Origin of the sequence: Salinicoccus halitifaciens, assembly GCF_021026095.1 — a bacterium.
Classification (GTDB): domain Bacteria; phylum Bacillota; class Bacilli; order Staphylococcales; family Salinicoccaceae; genus Lacicoccus; species Lacicoccus halitifaciens.
Map to the genome: position 1 here is coordinate 132,061 of NZ_JAJNCU010000002.1, position 19,355 is coordinate 151,415.

Here is a 19,355-nt window from a genome sequence, read left to right on the forward strand (position 1 = left end):
TATAAAGAAATCTTAAATACAATTGGAGTGGACAGCAATGAAAGAGAAACTGATCGAAAGACTGATGCGCTACGCAAAAATTGATACACAGTCCGATGCAAAGAGCGAGACGACGCCTTCAACCTCGAAGCAGTGGGATTTATTGAACGCACTGAAAAGTGAGCTTGAGGAAATCGGGCTTGAGGAAATCACGCTTGACGACAACGGTTACCTGATGGCATCACTGCCTGCGAATGTGGAAAATGCGCCGGTCATCGGCTTCCTTGCCCACGTCGATACGGCGACGGATTTCACCGGGACGGGCGTCAATCCGCAGCGTGTCGAATACGGAGGCGGGGACATCGTCTTGAATAAGGAGAAAAACATCGTATTGTCGCCGGATGAATATCCCGAACTCAAAAGGTATATCGGCCACACGCTCATCACGACGGACGGGACGACGCTCCTCGGTGCGGACAATAAGGCAGGCATCGCCGAAATCATCACCGCGGTGGAGTATTTGAAAGACAATCCGGATATCAGGCACGGCAAGATCCGCATCGCCTTCACGCCGGATGAGGAAATCGGCAAGGGGCCGCACAAGTTCGACGTCGAAGCGTTCGGCGCAGAATACGCCTATACGGTGGATGGCGGACCGATCGGGGAGCTCCAGTTTGAGAGCTTCAATGCCGCAGCGGCGGAAGTCACCTTCACCGGCAACAGCGTCCATCCGGGCACGGCGAAGGGCAAGATGGTCAATGCCGGCAGGATGGCGGCGGAACTCGCGACAATGTTCGATGAGTCCGACACACCGGAGCACACTTCAGGGTACGAGGGCTTTATTCATCTTGTGAACCTCGGCGGTGATGTGGAAAAATCGACGGCACAGTTCATCATCCGGGACTTCGATAAGGAGAACTTCGAAGCGAGGAAAATACTGATGGAGACGAATGTGAAGATCCTGCAGGAGAAATACGGCGAAGACCGCATCCACCTAGATATGCATGACCAGTACTACAACATGAGGGATAAGATCGAGCCGAAGATGTACATCGTCGACAACGCGAAGCGGGCGATGGAGTCATTGAACATCACGCCGGTGATTGCACCGGTCCGGGGTGGCACGGACGGCTCCCAGCTGTCATATAAAGGGCTGCCGACACCGAACATCTTCACCGGCGGGGAGAATTTCCACGGCAAATACGAATACGCATCGGCCGACGACATGGAGATGGCGGCACGCGTCATCATCAAAATCGCAGAACTTGCACATCAGCAGTGAACATAAAAAAATGAGGTTCCGGATTCCGGAACCTCATTTTTATTTATCCTCAGGCAGTTCGTCCTTATCGACCATCCTCACCCTCGCGCCGCCCTGTGATATGTTGGAGCGTGCAGTGACGCGTTTCAGGAAGAAGGACAGTATCATCGATATGAAGAGCAGGATCGATGCGATGAAGAATGACAGGTTGATCCCGTCAAGCATCGCCTGGTTCACCTGCTCGGGTGATGGATCAGGGATGCCTGCAATCCTGAAGTTGCTCCAGCTCTGCATGATCGAAATGAGCAGGGCCGTGCCGACGGCGCCGCTGACCTGCTGGAGCATGCTGTTGAGCGATGAACCGTGCGGCGTCAGTTCAGGAGTCAGGTCGTTCATCCCGTTCGTCATCACGGGAGTCATCACGAGCGTCAGCCCGAATGCGCGTATCGCATAAATCGTGAGCAGGTATCCGAATCCGGTGCTGATTTCAAGCTGGCTGAAGAAGAACGTCGTCGAGGCTGCAAGCGCGAGTCCGATGACTGCGAGGACTCTCGGCCCGAACATATCGAACAGCTTACCCGACAGTGGACTCAGCAGCCCCATGATCAGAGCGCCCGGGAGTAATAAAAGCCCGGTCTCGAGCGGGGAGACGCCCTGGATGTCCTGCAGGAAGATCGGCATCAGAATCATGCCGGAAAACAGCGCCATGTTGTTTACGCCGATGATGATCGCGGAGAGGCGGTACATCGGGAAAGTATAGACCCTGAAGTCGAGCATCGGGTCATCCATCCTGACCTGCCTCATGACATAAAAGTAAGTCGTGATGATGCCGATCAGAAGCGTCAGCATGACGTCGAGTGACAGCCAGCCGCTGTTCCCGGCTGCACTGAATCCGTACAGTATGCCGCCGAATCCAATGGTCGACAGGATGACCGATGGAATATCGATTTTGGCGTTGTATTTATTGCTGATTTCAGGCAGCTGGAAATATCCGACCGCAAGAACGATGAGCAGCACCGGAATCATCATGTAGAAGAGCCAGTGCCACGAAAGCGTCTGGACGACGAAACCGGATAATGTCGGTCCGATCGCCGGCGCAAAGAACATGACAAGGCTGAATACGCCCATGGCCGTACCGCGCTTTTCAGGCGGGAAGCTCGTGATCATCACGTTCATCAGGAGCGGCATCAGTATCGCGGACCCCGAAGCCTGTATCATCCGGCCGAGGATCAGGACGCCGAACGTCGGGGAAAACCCGGCGATGATGGTGCCTGCAAGGAACAGGAGCAGTGCCGTCAAAAATAATTTCCGGGCGCTGAATTTCTGCATCAGGAAAGCGGTCGTCGGGACCACGACACCCGAAACGAGCATATAGGCGGTGGTGACCCATTGGACCGTGGAAGTGGAAACGTCAAACTCATCTTTGATCGAAGGCAGTGCGACGTTTAAAAATGTATTGGATAAAAAAGAAACAAATGCACCGGAAAGCAGTATGATGATTAATCTGTAATCCGCCTTTTTCTCGTGTTGTGCTGACATAAATACATATCCCCTAAATTAGAATACATATTATTATATTCCGATTATCGAAATAAGCAAGCGATTCAAACCGTCTAGCCGATCCGGTTATCAATCTGAATGTATATGAAAAAGCCCAGACTCACGCCGAGCAGAAGGGAGAGCGGAATGCTGTAGCCTGCAGTGAGCGGGAACAATCCAAGCACGAATTCGAACACAAGGACCAGCACCGCCATCAGGATGAGCACCAATAAAGTCTTTGTCATGTATAAACCTCCTGGCATCAATATATAAAAAAGGTATAATATAAGGAAATACCATTATCAATTTTAAAGAAAGAGGGATCATTATGCAAAAAGAGTTACTTACATTCCAGTTGAATACGGTCAGGGGATGGGTGAATTACCATCTGGAGGATACGGATGAAAGTCTTATGGACATCGTGCCGGCCGGATTCAATAACAATCTGTACTGGCAGTACGGGCATGTGGCCGCAAATTTTGAGACTGAACTCGTCAGGCTTCTCGGTAAGGACAGCACGACGGCGGATGCATTCAACAAGTATTTCGGCACCGGCACAAGCCCTGATGATTTCGATGAAGGGACACCGTCCATCGAGGAGATCAAGGAAGTCCTTGAGCGCCAGCCGGGTGAGTATGAGAGTGTCACCGAGGCACAGCTGGAGGAGAAAATGGATGAGCCTTTCCTAGGCATGACGATGAGCTATGAGCGTGCTGGATTCGCCATGCTGCACGAAAGTCTCCACGCCGGGAAAATCCAGGAAATGAAACGCCTCCTTGAGAACCAGTATTAAAATGAAAATTTACGGTATCCATATGACTTTTACATTTTTATAACAATCTTAATGATGCTATTATAAATGTAAGAGGTGAGAGAGATGAAGACGATGTATGATGCCGTTGCAGATGAATATATAAAATACCTCAATGACCTCCCCGAGATGCTTCTGCCGGGCCTGGAAACCAGGGGGATTGAGTTCAGGGATGCCAAAATCGCAGATTTTGGTGCGGGCCCGGGTTTTTTAAGTGCGCAGCTGAGCGCGAGGGGCGGCATCGTGGATGCCGTTGAACCTTCAGTGGAATTTTACAGCCATGCTGAGCAGATGTTCAAAGACAACAACAAAGTCAACTTCAATCTGTCATCTGCCGAAAATTCAGGCCTTCCGGCGAAGACCTTCGATATCGCCATCTCGCTCAGATCATGGGACTGGTTCGACAGGCGGGAAGTGCTTGAAGAAGTGCAGAGGATCTTAAAGCCTGATGGTTATTTGATCATCGTGGATTTTGGTTTTGCCGATTCATCGGAAACGGTGAAGGAGTCGGTGAAGGTGATCAGGAAATGTGCCAAGAAATATAAGGTCAAATCAAAAATACATAAACGGGAAAATGACGGACTGATCACCGGGTTTCCGCTTGAATGGATAGAAGAATGGCAGGAGTACCAATTCGACATACAAGATTTATATAAACGGAGTTATAAGGTGGAGTTCACTCACGAAGGGTGGATCGACCATCTCAGCCCGATTTCCAGCCTTGTTCCATTTAAGCCGAAGCACCGGAGGAAGACTTTGAAGAAGATCAGCGATCATCTGAAAGATAAATATGAAGATGATGTATATAGGATCGGACATGAGATGAATGTCGCCATCCTTAAGAACAGAAGTTGAATATTGCAGACCGGGAAGCAGAACATGCTTCTTTTTTTTGTCATTTTCACGTATTCGAAAAGTGTAAAAAGATTGAAAAAAGAAAGTTATACATGAAAACGGAAACATCCTGCATATGCATGCAGATTCAATGAGTTTATGCATAATGCCGGTTTCCGGATGAAATAAAATGACGAAATAAATAAATAATTATTAAACTTTCAAATTATTTTAAATAGATTTACTTTATGAATTTAATCACATATAATTTGAGAAACGTTGATACTACTGTTATCATAGTAATTGAAGATAAGTCGTGGAAGACCTCTGTGTATAAAATAAATTTCAAATTAGGAGTGTGGATTTAATGTTTGCAACAGACCGTTACTCAGCAGACCTGAAAGTTCAGGAGTATAAGAACATTGCGATGAACAATGCAAAGCTGGATAAAAAGAAAGCGCCGAAAAAATCGTTCGCGAGCCGGCTCGTCAGCATCATCAGCCTGTAATAAGAGAACCGTCCCTGAAAAGAAGAGGGACGGTTTTTTTTATTTTATGAAATTGAGCTGCCATGACAGGCCGAAGCGGTCCTGGACGAAGGCGAAATATCTGCCGGGACCGTACTCATCCATAGGCATCAGTATCGCGCCATCCTTTTTAAGCTTTCTGTAATACATCTCCGCTTCTTCCATACTCCCGCATTCGATATAGAATGACATGCTCGGTGTGAAGCTGAACTCCTCTGGAGTCCGGCTGTCACCGATCATCAGCCGCTGCCGGCCGATTGAAACCACCGCCTGCATGATCTTCCCTTCGAGTCCGGGTGTCTCCTTCCCGAATTCCTGCAGGAATTCAACCTCCATATCATGGAAGGTATCCTTGTAGAAAGTCAGTGCTTCCATCGCATTGCCGTTGAATGTCAGAAAAGGTAAAAATGACTTCATGTTCTCACCGCCTGTAAGTTATTTTACTGCATGCATATATGGTATACTACTAATAAACTTGACGCATTGTCAGTTTGGAAATTTCCTATATAATCTGTAAAGAATCGGGACGTAAAAATGATCAGAATTCTAATTTCAAGTGTCATTATCGGCACAGTCACGGGACTGGCGCTGCTGTTGTTTTTTGCCTATATTCAAATGCTGACGGGCATCAGGCTGATGGATCTGCTGCTCGACATCGACTTCATATATGCCGGTTCCTTGAGCCTGATGACGGAAATACTGCTGCACCTCATCACCTCCATCATCATTGCGCTCATATTGAAGACCGTCCATGTCCATAAGCGGTGGTGGTATTTGCCGGTGGTCATCATGATGCTCCTCATCACCGTGGCACTGTATTTCATCCTGCAGTGGATCGGGGCCATATCAATTTCAGATAACAGCATCGGCTTCATACTATGGGCCATTTTCCACATCGGTTATTTCGAATTGATATATTATATGCATAAAAGCGGGTATTAGATGGATAGCCGGATTTTTACTTTAATGCAAGGGAGGATGGTTATGCGTAAAAAAGCTGTCGATGTAATGGAAGAGATGCTCAAAGTGAGGGAGCGGGTCTTGACGGATGGTGAGAAACTCTACCGTTCCTGGGAGGAATATGATATCCGGGAATCCTACCGGGTGAGTGCCCGGAACCTCGCGTATTATATGGCGTTCAGGCAGAAAGATATGCGTCATCTGCAGGAGGAGCTGATTCCCTGGGGTGTATCCTCCCTCGGGAGGCTGGAGGCCGATGTGATGGGCACGCTGAATGCCGTCTGCAAGACGATGAGCCTCATCACCGATACGGAACTTGAAGATCCGGATATCGACTACCACTCGATGCAGACGTTTGAAGAACGTTACAACTTATTGAACAACCACACCGCAGAAATTTTCGGCGATGCGGTGGATGACCGGAACACGCATGTGCTTGTGACGATGCCGACCGAAGCCGCCGAAGATAAAAAGCTCGTCCGCGGCCTGATCGATGCGGGAATGGATATGGCACGCATCAACTGCGCACATGACGATGAACACATCTGGGGCAGGATGGTAGAGAATATCAGGGAAGCTTCGAAGGAGAGCGGCCGGAAATGCAGGGTGCTGATGGACATCGGCGGACCGAAGATCCGCGTAAAGACGCTGCTGACCTCCAAGAGGAACCCGAAACTCTATGTCGGTGAGAAGTTTTTATTATCGAACCAGGAAGCGATGACACTGTCGGCCGGTGTCGAGATCGCGATCAATACGACGGTGCCCGAAGTGCTGAAGAAAGTGGATAAAGGCCAGCTCATCAAGCTGGATGACGGTCATATCGAAGCCGAAGTCGTGGAGATCAGGGATGAGGGGCTGATATGTGAAACGACGAAGGTGGTCAAGGAGAACGGGGTGAGGGTCAAAACCGAAAAGGGCATCAACTTCCCTGACCACGAGCTCGACCTTTCGGTGCTCACTGAAAAAGACTATAAGGACCTGGAGTTCGTCTCAAAGCATGCGGATGTCATCGCATTCTCATTCATCAAATCGGCGTATGACATGCAGACGATCGAAGCGGCGCTTGAAGAGGTGCTCGAGGGAGAACGGGCGGACCTGCCCATCGTCGCCAAGATAGAGACGGTCGAGGCGATCGACAACATGCCTGAGATCATCGTGAGCGCCAGCGCAAAAAGACCATTCGGCGTGATGGTCGCACGCGGCGACCTCGCGGTCGAAATCGGCTATGAGCGGCTGAGCGAGATACAGGAAGAGCTCCTGTGGATCTGTGAAGCCGGGCATACACCGGTGATCTGGGCGACACAGGTGCTGGAATCGCTTGTCAAGAGCGGCATACCGACCCGCTCGGAGATCTCCGATGTCGTCGCCGGCTCAAGGGCTGAATGCATCATGCTGAACAAGGGTGACTATATCGTGCACGGCGTCCGGGCAGTCGATGACATCTTAAGGAAGTTCGAAGACCACCATCATAAGAAGACATCGATGCTCCGTGCGTTGAACATCGCGGAGCAGCAGTTCTGACACAACCCTCCGGGGTTGTGTTTTTTGATTTGGTTGCTGTTTTATTTGGATGAAAGCCGCCTTCCAAGATCAAATTCTGGTAAACTTTTGTGTAATACAGACGGAAAGGCGGGATGACATGAAGAAGGCACTGCTTGTACATAATAAGAAATCCGGGCAGTCCAAAAAACACGGGATCGAAGCAGCACTGATCCAACAGTTGAATGCTGCCGGCTACGAAGTGATGGTTAAGACGACACCGGAAAGCGGGGCGGAGGGGATTGTTTCGGAGTATGCTGCAGATAAAGATCTCATCGTGACCGTCGGAGGCGACGGCACGATCAGTGAGGTGATGAACACGGTGCTGAAGGAAGGTTTTGAGATTCCCATCGCCGTCATCCCGACCGGCACGGTGAACGACCTCGCCCGCGTCCACGGCATCCCGCTCGATGCGAAAAAAGCGATCCGGCAGCTCGGGACCGCCGTCCCGGTCCCGATCGACATCATCAGATTGAATGACAGGCATGCAAGCTACCTGGTTGCGCTCGGGGCATTCATGACGGCTTTTGCCGAAGTGGATGCACGCATCAAACATAAGACCGGGCGCCTCGCATACCTCTTCGCCGGCATCAAAATGCTCCTCCGCTTAAAAAAATACAGCGTGACAATAAAGACCCCTGATGCGGAAGTGCACTCCGCCTCCGTGCTTACGATCGTCTCAAAATTGCGGTCGGTCGGGAGCCTCGGCCGGCTCATCAAAGAAGCGGGGGCGGATGACGGCCTGCTCCATATCATCAACATCGAACCGGTGAATGTATTTGAAGCCGTCCATCTCATCTTTCTCGCAGTCAAGGGCAACCTTACAGATCATGAAAAGGTCACCTACCTCACGGCCGAAAAGGCTGAAATCAGTGCGGCCGGCCTCTCGCACATGAACATAGACGGTGACCGCTATGATTACAGGGATATGGACATTTCGGTGGCGCGGGGTGCAGTCTTACTGATGAAGCATCCGAAGTAGTGGGAATACTTAAACTTCTCCTCCAAATATTGAAATATTATACTAAAAGCTATATGCTATAGCGGTGATAATTATTACGGAGGAGGCGGCCCGATGAAGATCAGGAAAAAGCTTAAAGAGACGAATTTTGAAAAGAAGAAGATTTCTTTCAACCCTAAAATCACGCAGCAGACGATCATCAATTTCATCACGATCATCGTAGGATCTTTTTTATTCGCAATAGGTGTCAACTCATTCATGATTGCCGGGAACCTCGGCGAAGGGGGCTTCATCGGCCTTGCGATCATCCTGTTCTATGCATATGAGATTCCGACGGCACTCAGTAACTTCGTGCTGAACTTCCTCATACTGATCGTCGGATTCAGGTACCTCGGCAAGCGGGCGATGTATTATACGATCATCACCATCCCGATGACTTCGCTCATGCTTTGGATCACGGAAGACTGGCAGATCCAGTCGAGTGAGATCCTTGTGAACACCGTGTTCGGCGGCCTCTTCATCGGCCTCGGCATCGGGCTCATCATCCGCATCGGTTCGACGACTGCCGGAACGACGATCCTTGCCCGTATGGCCAACAAATATTTCGATGTCAACGTCTCGTATGCACTGCTGTTCTTCGATTTGATCGTCGTGGCCATCGGCCTTACCGTGATGACGCTCGAGCAGGCGCTCCTCACGGTGATTGCACTGTACGTTGCGACGAAGGTGATGGATTTCATCATAGAAGGTATGAACCCGAAGAAGGCGATCACGATCATCAGCGAGAAGCCGGAAGTGCTCGGCAAGATGATCAATACGGAAATCCGGCGCGGCGTCACAATCATGAACGGGCGCGGATTTTATACGCAGAAGGATAAGGACGTACTGTATGTCGTCATCAACAAATCCCAGCTGACGCGGCTGAAGCGGCTCATCAAGCGGTACGATGAAAATGCCTTCGTCGTCGTGCATGATGTGAACAGCGTGCTCGGCAACTACTTCATATAAAGCAAAAAAGACAGGGGAACCTGTCTTTTTTCATTTCTGTCTCCTGTGGAAGACCTGGAAGCCTTCGACTTCGGCGACCCTTTTAAAGCCCCGGTATTCGAACCAGTTGATGGTGAAGGCCTTTGCGACCTTCCTGCCCGACATCATGTAGAGGTCCATGACTTCCCGGGTCTCCTCGAGGTACATATCCATCATCTTCGAGCCGATGCCCTTCGTAAGGTAGTCGTCATGGATCAGGATATTGTTTATGTATTGTGTGAAGATATGGTCCCCGGATGAACGGATGATCCCGACGAGCCTGTGGCCGTCCCAGGCCGTCACGATGTAATCCGAATTCACGACCGCCTCGTACAGCGCATCATCCCGGTTCTCATACTTTTTGATCTGTTTTGCGGAATAAAATTCCAGCAAAGCCTCTTTTGAAATGCCTCTCTCTGTAGAAAGATGAATCATGACGTCCCACTCCTCTTCAATAAATTCATCATAATGGAATGTTCTGAAAAATGAAAGAATAATTGTGTTTTCAAAATATGTTTCTTATAATTGGGTATATTGACGGAGAACCCTATAACAACCAGGAAAGAGTGAATCATATATGGAAATCTACAATTATCAGAAATGGGACGTTTCGGCGACCCCTGAAGAAGTTTTTGAATTCATCAATGACGATAGTAAGCTGCAGGAAGTCTTCGGCATCATCGACAGGATCGAGTACAGCACCGCTGAAAAAAGGGAGGAAGGGGCGAAGTTCCTCACGACGCTGAGCGTCAAAGGAAAGACATACCGCTTCCGCAGTGAAGTCGTCGAATACGCCGATGACCGGAAAATCGCCGTCCGCTCAAGGTTCAGACAGGGGGATGTGATCACGCATTTCACGGTCGTGCCGAACAACGGCGGCGTGGACATCTCAGTGCGTGCGGAACTGCGCAACGCAAAAACAAGGGCAAAAGTGCTCGCAGGCGCGATGAAACCCGTCATCGGACTCATCATGAACCGCAGCATGGACAACCTGGTGGACCATATAGAGAAATAAGCCGTAGATGACGGCTTATTTTTTTATTTGAAGTGAAAAAGTGAAAATTATCTTTATTCCTAGTTCGATACTATGTATAATATCAATGAATATAAGGAGGGGTTTTATATATGAAAAAGTTATACATGTTATTGTTTGGCGCGTTACTGATGCTTGCCGCCTGCGCGGATGACAGCGGGGTCGAAGAGGCTGCAGATGGCGGGGAGTCAGCGGAGGAGAGTGAGGGTGAGCATATCAACTTCAGCCTGTTATCGCTGCCGAGCTCACTGGATCCGCATGCAGCGAATGACGGTTATTCCCTTTATGTCATGACGAACATCTACGAAACACTGGTGAGGCTCAATCACGATCTGGAACTTGAACCGGGGCTTGCCGAGTCGTATGAACAGATTGAAGATACGACTTGGGAATTCGTCCTGCACGAGGACATCACTTTCCATGACGGCAGCGAATTCAATGCCGAAGTGGTGAAGGCGAACCTGGACCGCGTGCGCGATGAAGAGGTCGGTGCACCGCTTGAATTTTTATTTACGGAGATTTCCGAAGTCGAAGTCATTGATGATTATACAGTGCATATCCATACGGCTGAGCCTTTTGCGGCACTCCCTGCACACCTCGCACATCCGGGCGGGCATATGATCAGCAAGGAAGTGATCGATGAGGATTACGCGCAGATGGAAGAAGGCGGGGATCCGCTGACTGAAGTGCACAGGAATCCGGTCGGTACGGGCTTCTTCAAATTTGATGAAATCGTCGAAGGGGATCACGTGACACTCGTCAGGAATGAAGATTACTGGGGCGAGCCTGCGAATCCTGCCGGCGTGACATTCAAGACCGTCCCTGAAGACGCGACGCGGATCGCCGAACTCTCCACAGGGGATGCGGATCTGATCTACCCGGTGAACCCGGGTGATGTGGAGCAGATCGACAGTACCGACGGCACTTATGTCGAGCAGAACGAAAGTGCCAACATGACTTATATGGGCTTCAATACGGAAGTGGAGCCGTTCGATGACCCGGACGTCAGACGTGCAATCGCGATGGCGATCGATAAGGAGGCCATCATCAATGAAATGCTTGAAGGCATCCCGGAAGTCGCAACGACGCCTCTGAACCCGACGGTGAACGGCTACAGTGAGAACATCGAACCGATTGAACATGATGTCGAGGCGGCGAGGGAACTGCTTGAAGAAGCGGGGCACGGTGACGGATTCTCTGCAGAGATCGTGGTGAACGACAGGACAAATGAGGACATTGCGACATTCATCCAGGGTGAGCTTTCAGAGCTCGGCATCAATCTGGAAATCAACCAGATGGAGTCGGGTGCCTATCAGGAATACACCGCGAACGGCAATCATGATATCTTCATGGGCAGCTGGGGCACGGTGACGCTCGATGCGGATTACGGACTTTATCCGATGTTCCATTCGGATAATATGGGTGCACCGGGCAACCGGACGCGTTATGCGAACGAGGAAGTCGACGCGATGCTCGATGAGGCGAGGACCGAGACGGATGAAGAGGCACGGATGCAACTTTATGAAGATGCCCAGCAGATCATCGTCGACGAAGCGCCGCTCGTCCCTGTATACCACTCCGTGCTGCTGGCCGGGCTGAATGAGGACTTGTCCGGATATTACCAGTATCCGAGCAGTTTCCCATATTTGAAAGATTTGGAAAAATAATAAAAACTTCCTATATCGTTGAATTTTTATGGTTGAATAGACAACTTCCTGATATAGTACTATTATACGAAACGATTGATTGGAGGTTTACTATGAAGGTCATTAAAGCACACGATTATGACGCCATGAGTAAAGAAGCTGCAGAAATTATTTATCAGGCTATAAAAAATAAACCGGATATCACATTGGGGCTCGCGACAGGTTCGACCCCCCACAGGATGTATGAATATCTGGCGGATATGCTGAATGAAAACAAGATCGACTTATCAAAAGTCCACACCGTGAACCTGGATGAGTATGTCGGACTCGGCGAGGGCGACCCGCAGAGCTACCATCATTTCATGCATGAGGAATTTTTCAATAAAGTGAACATTCCTCTGGAGAATACACATCTGCCTGATGGCAAGGCGGAGGACCTTCAGGCTGAAGTCGAGAATTACGAACAGCTGATCAAGGACCTCGGCGGCATCGATTTGCAGCTGCTCGGCGTCGGCCGCAACGGACATATCGGTTTTAATGAACCCGGTACTCCATTTGACAGTGTGACCCAGGTCGTCGGACTGACCGACCTGACGATTAAAGATAACTCAAGGTTTTTTGAAAAAGTCGAAGATGTGCCGACCGAAGCCCTATCGATGGGGCTGAAGACGATCATGGAGACGAAATCGATCCTCTTCCTCGCCTCAGGCGAAGGAAAGCAGTATGCCGTCGATGCACTGCTGAACGGCGAAGTTACCGAGGAGATTCCTGTGACTATACTTCAGCAACATGATGACGTAACCGTCATCGTCGATAAGGAAGCGGCAGGGGAATAACTTTATTTATGATTGAGAAGAAGCCGGGATTTGTCCCGGCTTCTTTTTGTCGTTTTGAGAGTGTCTTTTGAATCCTGCCGTTCAGATGCAGGGATTTTCATGGCTATCTAAACGGCAGGGGCCCTCAAGTGTTTAGTTAACGAGATTTTCACGGTCATCTAAACGGCAGGGGCCCTCAAGTGTTTGGTTAGCGAGATTTTCACGGCCATCTAAACGGCAGGTGCCCTCAAGTGTTTGGTTAGCAAGATTTTCATGACTATCTGAACAGCAGAGGCCTTCAGGTGCTTAGATAGGGTAATTTTTAAGATTGAGTGAGCAGTTTTATTCTCCCGCTGCTCATCCACGGCGATTTTTATTGCCATGTGATCGCCTTATAATTCAAAAATAAAAACCCGGGCTCCCCCGGGTTTCCATCATTCATTCACCTTTATTGAATTTCTTTATATTTTTAATGATGCCCTGGTCCGTCGACAGTATGCTGCCCTTATAAATCCGGGCGGCGAAGTAGACGGCGATCCCGATGGTGATGAGCACGACCACGATGCCAATCAGCACCGTCACATGTGACGTATCCGGATCTAAAACCCGGAGGGGCATGACGAATGGTGTGAAGAACGGGAAGTAGCTGGTGATGCGGACAAGCAGGTTGCCCGGATCGAACAGGTTGAACATGCCGAGGTACATGCCGCCGAGCGACATCATCGTGACCGGCAGCAGCGCCTGCTGCAGATCTTCCATACGGCTCACGAACGAGCCGAGCAGGGCGGACACCGATAAGTACAGCACCAGCCCGAGCAATAAAAAGATCAAACTGTAGATGATCATCGGCACCGTGCGGTCATTGGCCTCGAGGCCGAATTCCGAAATCAGCTCCCCGATATCGACAAGGTAGATGACCGCGATGATCGTCACGACGAAGAAGAACAGCTGGGTCAGGCTCACGCAGATGATTGCGAGAATCTTCGCAAACAGATGGTTCACCGGAGAGACGCTCGAGACGATCATCTCGATCACCCGAGACGACTTCTCCATCGCGATCTCCGTGCCGATCTGGCTCGCATAGTTGATGACGATGAAGAACATGACGAACACCGTGATGTAGAAGATGACGACGTTCAAATAGTTCGGCTCGGCACCGGCCTCCGCTTCACCTTCCGCAGGGGAGACCGAAGTTTCATAGTCGACCGAGACTTCCGCCATCATCAGCGAAGCTTCCTCTGCAGACAGGTCGAGCGTCTCCATCACCATCATCCGGTTCATCTCATCAAGCGCCAGCTCGATCTCCGCCTGCTGTGCGGCATTGATGTTGAACTCGCTTTCGACGACCGCGCTGACGGGGACCGTCTCCTCGACCGTGACCACGATGTCCCCATCACTTTCGACGACACTCATCTCCCCGCTGAACCTGTCGAGCACCTCGCTGAACTGTGCCGTGAATGCATCGGATGCCTCAACCTCGACCGTCCCGATCTCTTCCGAGCCGTCGAATAAATTCATAATCTTATTGAAATTCCCCGCAAGGATGATCAGCAGCATGACGATGATCGTGGTGATGATGAATGATTTCGCTTTGACTTTGGATAAATACGTATGCCGGAAAGTGGTCAGGAATTTATTCATACTGGCGGCCCACCTTCGCAATGAATATATCGTTCAATGACGGTTCATTCACCTGGAACCGCTTGAAGTAGCCGAGCTTGACGATTTCATGGAAAATGTCCTCCGCATATTTCTCCTCGGCGATCTTGATCACAATTGTGTTCCTGTTCTGCTTCATTTCAAGCACACCCGGAAACTCCTTCAAAAATGAAATGTCATGCTGCCCTTCGATGATCAGCTCTTTCTGGCCGAAGTCGGCCTTGATGTCATCGATGTTGCCGCTGACGACCTGGCGTCCTTTATTCAGTATGCAGAGCTCTTCGCACAGTTCCTCCACATGATCCATACGGTGGGTGCTGAAAAGGATCGTGGCACCGTTCCGGTTCAGCTCCTTGACCGCCTTCTTCAGTATCTCCACATTCACGGGGTCGAGGCCGCTGAACGGCTCATCCAAAATGATCAGCTCCGGTTCATGGATGATGGATGCGATCAGCTGGATCTTCTGCTGGTTGCCCTTCGACAATTTTTCTATCCTCTTCTGCTTGTTTTCAGGCACTTCGAATTCTTCAAGCCAGAAGTCCAGCTGCCGGTCGATCTCCTGCCTTTTCATGCCCTTCAATCTTGCGAGGTATTGGATCTGCTCATCCACCTGGAGCTTCGGATGCAGTCCGCGCTCCTCCGGCAGGTAGCCGATTTTATCGGTCATGTCATAGCCGATTTTCGCACCGTCATATGTAATCGTGCCGGCAGTCGGTGCGAGCAGGCCGAGCAGCATCCGGAAAGTCGTCGTCTTGCCGGCGCCGTTGCCGCCGAGGAAGCCGTACATGCTGCCGCGGGGCACCTCGATATTTATATTGTCCACAGCTGTGAAATCATTGAATTGCTTGGTCAGATTTGAAAGTACGAGACTCATATTTATTCCCCCCTGAATAGATTTAGTTTATCATATTAGAGTACAATCCAAATAGTTAAAGCAGAATGAGGAATCAATAATGGAAAATGCAAAGGAAAATAAAAAACCGTCGGCTTCCTTTAAGGACTTCATGTCTTTACTGAACCGGACGGAAGTGAATAAAGGGCTCTTCATCGCCGGTGTCGTGCTGTCGTTCTTCGGCATGATCGGTGCGCTCATCGTGCCGCTTCTGACGCAGTCGTTCATCGACGGCTTCGATACGGAGATGTTCACGGCGGGGCTCGCTGCGGCGATCATCGGCCTGTTCCTGATCAGCGCCGTGCTCGACGGGGTCTCATATTATGTGCTGGCCAAAGTCGGGCAGACGATCATCCAACGCCTCAGGGAAATGGTGTGGGATAAGTTTTTGAAGCTGCCCGTGAAATATTATGATGCGACGAAAAGCGGTGAATCGGTCAGCCGGCTCGTCAACGATACCGCCATCATCAAAAACCTGATCACCTCGCATTTCCCGCAGGTGATCAACGGCACGCTGTCGATCGTCGGGGCGGTGATCATTTTATTCATACTGGACTGGCGGATGTCCCTGATCATGTTCGTATCGGTGCCGATTTCACTCTTCATCATCCTGCCGCTCGGACGCCGCATGGGCAGGATATCGAGGCAGCTGCAGGATGAGACCGCGGCGTTCACCGGCACGTCCCAGGAGACGCTCGGTGAAATCCGCCTCATGAAATCATTCAACGGGGAAGCGTATGAAAGGAAGACCGGCCGCAGCGGGATAAAGAGGCTTTACGACTACGGCATGAAGGAAGCGGCGATCAACGCGCTGCTTTCACCGATCATGTCGACCGTCATGATGTTCGTCATCATTCTGATCATCGCTTACGGCGGCCTGCGCGTCGCCGACGGCACGATGACGATCGGGACGATGGTGGCCTTCCTTCTGTACCTGTTCCAGATCATCATGCCGATGACCATGTTCGCGATGTTCTTCACCGAGTTCAATAAAGCACTCGGGGCAACCGAACGGATCATTAACATACTGAAGATGGATGATGAACCGGATACAGGAGAACTTCCGGATAAGGACATCAGATTCAACAGCATCGAATTTGAAGATGTGAGCTTCAGCTATATCGAAGGTGCACCGGTGCTTCAAAATATTTCATTCCGTGCGGAACCAAACCGCAAGGTCGCCTTCGTCGGGCCGAGCGGAAGCGGCAAATCGACGATCTTTTCACTGATCGAGCGGTATTATGAAATCGATTCGGGACGGATATTGATCGGCGGGGAGGACATCACTGATATCCCTTTATATGACCTCCGCAAAAACATCGGCTACGTCGCCCAGGAGAGTGCCATCGTCTCAGGCACCATACGGGACAACATCACCTACGGCCTGGAAGCGGGCGATTATACAGAAGAGGATATAGAGCGGGCGGCTGAAAGCAGCTACGCCTCGGAATTCATCGACGAGCTTGAAATGGGACTCGATACGGAAGTCGGGGAGCGGGGCATCAAATTATCCGGCGGACAGCGCCAGAGGATCGGCATTGCCCGGGCCTTCCTGAAGGACCCTGAAATACTGATGCTTGACGAAGCGACCGCAAGCCTCGACTCACGCTCCGAGCGGTTCGTCCAGGAGGCGCTGGATGAATTGATGAAAGGGCGCACGGTGCTTGTGATCGCGCACCGCCTGAGCACGATCATCAATTCAGACAACATCTTCTTCATTGAGAACGGCCGGCTGACCGGCAGCGGCACGCACGCGGAACTGATGCGGACGCATGCCATGTATAAGACGTTTACGGATCAGCAGTTCACACAGGAACGGGGCGTATCGACATGATTGAGCTTTATCATGCATTTGCACCCGTCATCCCGGTATTCTTCATACTGTTCATCGGCATCGTGGCCGTATTTCTTCTGCTCGGCAGGACATCGGGTCACGAGCTGAACAACCTGAAACGGAAACTCACCCTGCTCATCTACATCGGATTTACGGTGAATCTTGTGGGCATGGTGCTGGTCACGCTGATGCCGACGGATTATCCGAACCGGCTTGTGCAGCTGACGCCTTTTTTGAGCATCATTGAAACACTGCAGTATGCGACCCCGAGGGCGATCTTCAACTCGCTCTTTTTGAACATCATACTGTTCATCCCTTTCGGCTTCTTCACATACATGTTGACGAGAAGGGCCGGGCTCACGGTTTTCCTGTCCCTTTTCACCTCAGTCACCATCGAAGTGCTCCAGTATGTCCTGCCGATCGGCCGGATTTCAAACATCGATGATGTCATCCTGAACACCACCGGTGGTGTGATTGGAATGTTATGCGGAGTGCTTGCTTTAAAGATACAGATTGTTTATAATATTCTCACAACGGGAAGGGGTAAACAAAGCAGATTTTAAAAAAAGAAGATGCATTATAAACAAGGGGGTTTTGCCATATGTATAAAAACAAAAGTTTATATGATCTATCGGATATTGAACTTGCAGAAAATGAAGCCATCGGTCCGGAACTGATCGGGACCATTGAATTTGAAAATGATGGAAGGTATATCTTCCAGGGTGCATTGATACTGACGACGGAGCGTTTATTCGTCAATATAGAAAAACCTGACGGGGAAATCGAACATCATCAGCTGAAGTACACGGATATTTCACTTGTCACCGTGGAAAACCGGGCCTTATCGGGTAAAATCGTCCATTTCTGGATCGGTAAGAAGATTGAAGTGTCCATGAACGTGACCCATGATAAAAACCTGCAGAAGTTCCTGGCGTTCTACCGCAAGCACAGGGCGCGCGCATTGAAGTATGAAAACTACATTTTCGAAGAAGCGCGTTGAACATGCGGAATTGCGAAAGGCCGGTTATGCACCGGCCTATTTTTATTGTATAATTGAGGGGATATTTTTTAGGAGCATTCATAATTATGAAGATCAAAATTTTAATGCTGCTGGCGGGTGTACTCATACTGACCGGCTGCAGCAATTTCAGGGAAACAAGTGTATCCGGGGACGGGGAAGTGCGCCGGCTCATGACAGACAACGAAGGCGAGGTGGAGATCCCCGCCGATCCGGAGCGCATGGTGCTGATGCGGCCGGTCGATGTGCTCAATGCACATCTCCTGGACGGGGATATCGCAGCCGTGACGGAGAGCGTGCGCGGCAATCATTTTGTGAATGAACATCTGGGTGACGTGGCATTCATCGGCGAGGCGGATTTTGAAGCGGTGCGCAGTGCCGATCCGGACCTCATCCTCCTCAGCGGCCAGCACATGCACCGGGCGGAGTACGGTGAAATCGCCCCGGTGATTTCACTCAACTACAACGATGAATTCTTCAATTCATACGGGGACCGCGTCTACCTCATGCAGCTTGCCAAGATGGGTGTGATCCTCGGTGAGCAGGACCAGGCTGCAGCGTTGACCGATGACTGGATGGAACGGATGACCGAACACAGGCGGGCGCTCACCTTCGACCCCGCTGAACATGAAGCGGCGGTGCTCGTCGAAGGCGCGGAGGGGTTCTTCATCTATGATGAGTTTTCAGCGTACGGCACCGAGATCATGTACGACCTGCTTGGCTTCAATGTCGCGGGCGATTTCCGCAGCCTGCGGGAGGCAGCGCCGTTCGAGCAGCATACTCCGGAGGCGCTCCGGGATCTCGGCACGGATTATATTCTTGTCAATAAACACCCCGACACTGAAGCAGGGGACCTTGCGGCGGAATTGTCGGCGGCGCTGTCGATTCCGGAAGACCGTGTGCTCGTCGTCGAAGCGGAGGATTTCATCACCAATGACCTCATCTCGCTGGAGGGTCAGGCCGGCATTATAATTGAAAAGCTCGAGTAAGTGGATGCCGTGACGCGTCCGCTTTTTTTATGT

21 protein-coding genes are annotated in these 19,355 nt (G+C 50.5%); 15 read left to right on the plus strand and 6 right to left on the minus strand.

The genetic code is table 11. From position 1 onward, the window contains the following. Window positions 1-37: 37 nt before the first annotated feature. Window positions 38-1,261, plus strand: a complete 1,224-nt coding sequence (gene pepT, locus LPW40_RS05290) for a peptidase T (RefSeq protein ID WP_230821187.1) — start codon at window positions 38-40, stop codon at window positions 1,259-1,261. A 39-nt stretch (window positions 1,262-1,300) separates the two neighbouring features. On the opposite strand, the gene LPW40_RS05295 is transcribed toward pepT, so the two are convergent. Next, a complete protein-coding gene (locus tag LPW40_RS05295; protein ID WP_230821188.1) occupies window positions 1,301-2,779 on the minus strand; it encodes a DHA2 family efflux MFS transporter permease subunit in 1,479 nt (492 codons plus the stop codon). A 74-nt stretch (window positions 2,780-2,853) separates the two neighbouring features. Next, window positions 2,854-3,024 (minus strand): hypothetical protein, encoded by a 171-nt coding sequence (locus tag LPW40_RS05300; RefSeq protein ID WP_230821189.1) that lies wholly within the window; start codon window positions 3,022-3,024, stop codon window positions 2,854-2,856. 83 nt (window positions 3,025-3,107) lie between these two features. Between LPW40_RS05300 and LPW40_RS05305 the strand changes: the two genes are divergently transcribed. From LPW40_RS05305 to LPW40_RS05315, 3 genes are all read left to right on the plus strand, one after another. Further along, window positions 3,108-3,572, plus strand: coding sequence for a DinB family protein (locus LPW40_RS05305; protein ID WP_230821190.1), 465 nt, complete (start codon window positions 3,108-3,110; stop codon window positions 3,570-3,572). A gap of 84 nt (window positions 3,573-3,656) precedes the next feature. After that, on the plus strand, window positions 3,657-4,445 hold the full coding sequence (locus tag LPW40_RS05310) for a class I SAM-dependent methyltransferase (RefSeq protein ID WP_230821191.1): 789 nt from the start codon (window positions 3,657-3,659) through the stop codon (window positions 4,443-4,445). 346 nt (window positions 4,446-4,791) lie between these two features. Beyond that, window positions 4,792-4,932, plus strand: a complete 141-nt coding sequence (locus LPW40_RS05315; RefSeq protein ID WP_230821192.1) for a hypothetical protein — start codon at window positions 4,792-4,794, stop codon at window positions 4,930-4,932. A 39-nt stretch (window positions 4,933-4,971) separates the two neighbouring features. Here the strand turns inward: LPW40_RS05315 and LPW40_RS05320 are convergent, their stop codons facing one another. After that, on the minus strand, window positions 4,972-5,367 hold the full coding sequence (locus tag LPW40_RS05320) for a VOC family protein (RefSeq protein ID WP_230821193.1): 396 nt from the start codon (window positions 5,365-5,367) through the stop codon (window positions 4,972-4,974). A gap of 117 nt (window positions 5,368-5,484) precedes the next feature. On the opposite strand from LPW40_RS05320, the gene LPW40_RS05325 reads away from it, so the two are divergent. The 4 genes from LPW40_RS05325 (at window position 5,485) to LPW40_RS05340 (ending at window position 9,418) form a co-directional block, all read left to right on the plus strand. Then, a complete protein-coding gene (locus LPW40_RS05325; RefSeq protein ID WP_230821194.1) occupies window positions 5,485-5,892 on the plus strand; it encodes a hypothetical protein in 408 nt (135 codons plus the stop codon). A 42-nt stretch (window positions 5,893-5,934) separates the two neighbouring features. Next, window positions 5,935-7,431 carry a pyruvate kinase gene (locus tag LPW40_RS05330; protein WP_230821195.1) on the plus strand — a complete coding sequence of 499 codons (1,497 nt, stop codon included), beginning with the start codon at window positions 5,935-5,937 and terminating at the stop codon, window positions 7,429-7,431. A gap of 118 nt (window positions 7,432-7,549) precedes the next feature. Then, window positions 7,550-8,431 (plus strand): diacylglycerol/lipid kinase family protein, encoded by an 882-nt coding sequence (locus tag LPW40_RS05335; protein ID WP_230821196.1) that lies wholly within the window; start codon window positions 7,550-7,552, stop codon window positions 8,429-8,431. Window positions 8,432-8,524: 93 nt separating this feature from the next. Continuing rightward, complete coding sequence (locus tag LPW40_RS05340) at window positions 8,525-9,418, plus strand: YitT family protein (RefSeq protein WP_230821197.1); 894 nt, start codon at window positions 8,525-8,527, stop codon at window positions 9,416-9,418. A 30-nt stretch (window positions 9,419-9,448) separates the two neighbouring features. On the opposite strand, the gene LPW40_RS05345 is transcribed toward LPW40_RS05340, so the two are convergent. Next, entirely contained in the window at window positions 9,449-9,871 is a 423-nt protein-coding gene (locus tag LPW40_RS05345) for a GNAT family N-acetyltransferase (protein ID WP_230821198.1), read from the minus strand. A 142-nt stretch (window positions 9,872-10,013) separates the two neighbouring features. On the opposite strand from LPW40_RS05345, the gene LPW40_RS05350 reads away from it, so the two are divergent. From LPW40_RS05350 to nagB, 3 genes are all read left to right on the plus strand, one after another. Next, window positions 10,014-10,451 (plus strand): SRPBCC family protein, encoded by a 438-nt coding sequence (locus LPW40_RS05350; protein ID WP_230821199.1) that lies wholly within the window; start codon window positions 10,014-10,016, stop codon window positions 10,449-10,451. Between the two features lie 110 nt (window positions 10,452-10,561). Further along, window positions 10,562-12,136, plus strand: a complete 1,575-nt coding sequence (locus LPW40_RS05355) for a glutathione ABC transporter substrate-binding protein (RefSeq protein WP_230821200.1) — start codon at window positions 10,562-10,564, stop codon at window positions 12,134-12,136. A 92-nt stretch (window positions 12,137-12,228) separates the two neighbouring features. Then, window positions 12,229-12,951: a glucosamine-6-phosphate deaminase gene (gene nagB, locus LPW40_RS05360; RefSeq protein WP_230821201.1), complete on the plus strand. Its 723-nt coding sequence runs from the start codon at window positions 12,229-12,231 to the stop codon at window positions 12,949-12,951. Between the two features lie 417 nt (window positions 12,952-13,368). On the opposite strand, the gene LPW40_RS05365 is transcribed toward nagB, so the two are convergent. Both LPW40_RS05365 and LPW40_RS05370 read right to left on the minus strand, forming a co-directional pair. Further along, the gene (locus LPW40_RS05365; protein ID WP_230821202.1) at window positions 13,369-14,571 is read right to left on the minus strand and encodes an ABC transporter permease; all 1,203 of its coding nucleotides are present in this window, start codon (window positions 14,569-14,571) and stop codon (window positions 13,369-13,371) included. Next, complete coding sequence (locus LPW40_RS05370) at window positions 14,564-15,463, minus strand: ABC transporter ATP-binding protein (protein WP_230821203.1); 900 nt, start codon at window positions 15,461-15,463, stop codon at window positions 14,564-14,566. Before LPW40_RS05370 ends, LPW40_RS05365 begins: the two co-directional genes overlap by 8 nt. 79 nt (window positions 15,464-15,542) lie before the next feature. Between LPW40_RS05370 and LPW40_RS05375 the strand changes: the two genes are divergently transcribed. The 4 genes from LPW40_RS05375 (at window position 15,543) to LPW40_RS05390 (ending at window position 19,322) form a co-directional block, all read left to right on the plus strand. After that, window positions 15,543-17,315, plus strand: coding sequence for an ABC transporter ATP-binding protein (locus LPW40_RS05375; RefSeq protein ID WP_230821204.1), 1,773 nt, complete (start codon window positions 15,543-15,545; stop codon window positions 17,313-17,315). Beyond that, window positions 17,312-17,878 carry a VanZ family protein gene (locus tag LPW40_RS05380; protein ID WP_230821205.1) on the plus strand — a complete coding sequence of 189 codons (567 nt, stop codon included), beginning with the start codon at window positions 17,312-17,314 and terminating at the stop codon, window positions 17,876-17,878. Before LPW40_RS05375 ends, LPW40_RS05380 begins: the two co-directional genes overlap by 4 nt. A gap of 38 nt (window positions 17,879-17,916) precedes the next feature. After that, entirely contained in the window at window positions 17,917-18,315 is a 399-nt protein-coding gene (locus tag LPW40_RS05385; protein ID WP_230821206.1) for a PH domain-containing protein, read from the plus strand. A gap of 86 nt (window positions 18,316-18,401) precedes the next feature. After that, on the plus strand, window positions 18,402-19,322 hold the full coding sequence (locus tag LPW40_RS05390; protein ID WP_230821207.1) for an ABC transporter substrate-binding protein: 921 nt from the start codon (window positions 18,402-18,404) through the stop codon (window positions 19,320-19,322). The last annotated feature ends 33 nt before the right edge of the window (window positions 19,323-19,355 follow it).

Coding starts and splice junctions, on each gene's coding strand:
- pepT (WP_230821187.1), top strand. CDS start 38: ATGAAAGAGAAACTGATCGAAAGACTGATGCGCTACGCAAAAATTGAT.
- LPW40_RS05295 (WP_230821188.1), bottom strand. CDS start 2,779: ATGTCAGCACAACACGAGAAAAAGGCGGATTACAGATTAATCATCATA.
- LPW40_RS05300 (WP_230821189.1), bottom strand. CDS start 3,024: ATGACAAAGACTTTATTGGTGCTCATCCTGATGGCGGTGCTGGTCCTT.
- LPW40_RS05305 (WP_230821190.1), top strand. CDS start 3,108: ATGCAAAAAGAGTTACTTACATTCCAGTTGAATACGGTCAGGGGATGG.
- LPW40_RS05310 (WP_230821191.1), top strand. CDS start 3,657: ATGAAGACGATGTATGATGCCGTTGCAGATGAATATATAAAATACCTC.
- LPW40_RS05315 (WP_230821192.1), top strand. CDS start 4,792: ATGTTTGCAACAGACCGTTACTCAGCAGACCTGAAAGTTCAGGAGTAT.
- LPW40_RS05320 (WP_230821193.1), bottom strand. CDS start 5,367: ATGAAGTCATTTTTACCTTTTCTGACATTCAACGGCAATGCGATGGAA.
- LPW40_RS05325 (WP_230821194.1), top strand. CDS start 5,485: ATGATCAGAATTCTAATTTCAAGTGTCATTATCGGCACAGTCACGGGA.
- LPW40_RS05330 (WP_230821195.1), top strand. CDS start 5,935: ATGCGTAAAAAAGCTGTCGATGTAATGGAAGAGATGCTCAAAGTGAGG.
- LPW40_RS05335 (WP_230821196.1), top strand. CDS start 7,550: ATGAAGAAGGCACTGCTTGTACATAATAAGAAATCCGGGCAGTCCAAA.
- LPW40_RS05340 (WP_230821197.1), top strand. CDS start 8,525: ATGAAGATCAGGAAAAAGCTTAAAGAGACGAATTTTGAAAAGAAGAAG.
- LPW40_RS05345 (WP_230821198.1), bottom strand. CDS start 9,871: ATGATTCATCTTTCTACAGAGAGAGGCATTTCAAAAGAGGCTTTGCTG.
- LPW40_RS05350 (WP_230821199.1), top strand. CDS start 10,014: ATGGAAATCTACAATTATCAGAAATGGGACGTTTCGGCGACCCCTGAA.
- LPW40_RS05355 (WP_230821200.1), top strand. CDS start 10,562: ATGAAAAAGTTATACATGTTATTGTTTGGCGCGTTACTGATGCTTGCC.
- nagB (WP_230821201.1), top strand. CDS start 12,229: ATGAAGGTCATTAAAGCACACGATTATGACGCCATGAGTAAAGAAGCT.
- LPW40_RS05365 (WP_230821202.1), bottom strand. CDS start 14,571: ATGAATAAATTCCTGACCACTTTCCGGCATACGTATTTATCCAAAGTC.
- LPW40_RS05370 (WP_230821203.1), bottom strand. CDS start 15,463: ATGAGTCTCGTACTTTCAAATCTGACCAAGCAATTCAATGATTTCACA.
- LPW40_RS05375 (WP_230821204.1), top strand. CDS start 15,543: ATGGAAAATGCAAAGGAAAATAAAAAACCGTCGGCTTCCTTTAAGGAC.
- LPW40_RS05380 (WP_230821205.1), top strand. CDS start 17,312: ATGATTGAGCTTTATCATGCATTTGCACCCGTCATCCCGGTATTCTTC.
- LPW40_RS05385 (WP_230821206.1), top strand. CDS start 17,917: ATGTATAAAAACAAAAGTTTATATGATCTATCGGATATTGAACTTGCA.
- LPW40_RS05390 (WP_230821207.1), top strand. CDS start 18,402: ATGAAGATCAAAATTTTAATGCTGCTGGCGGGTGTACTCATACTGACC.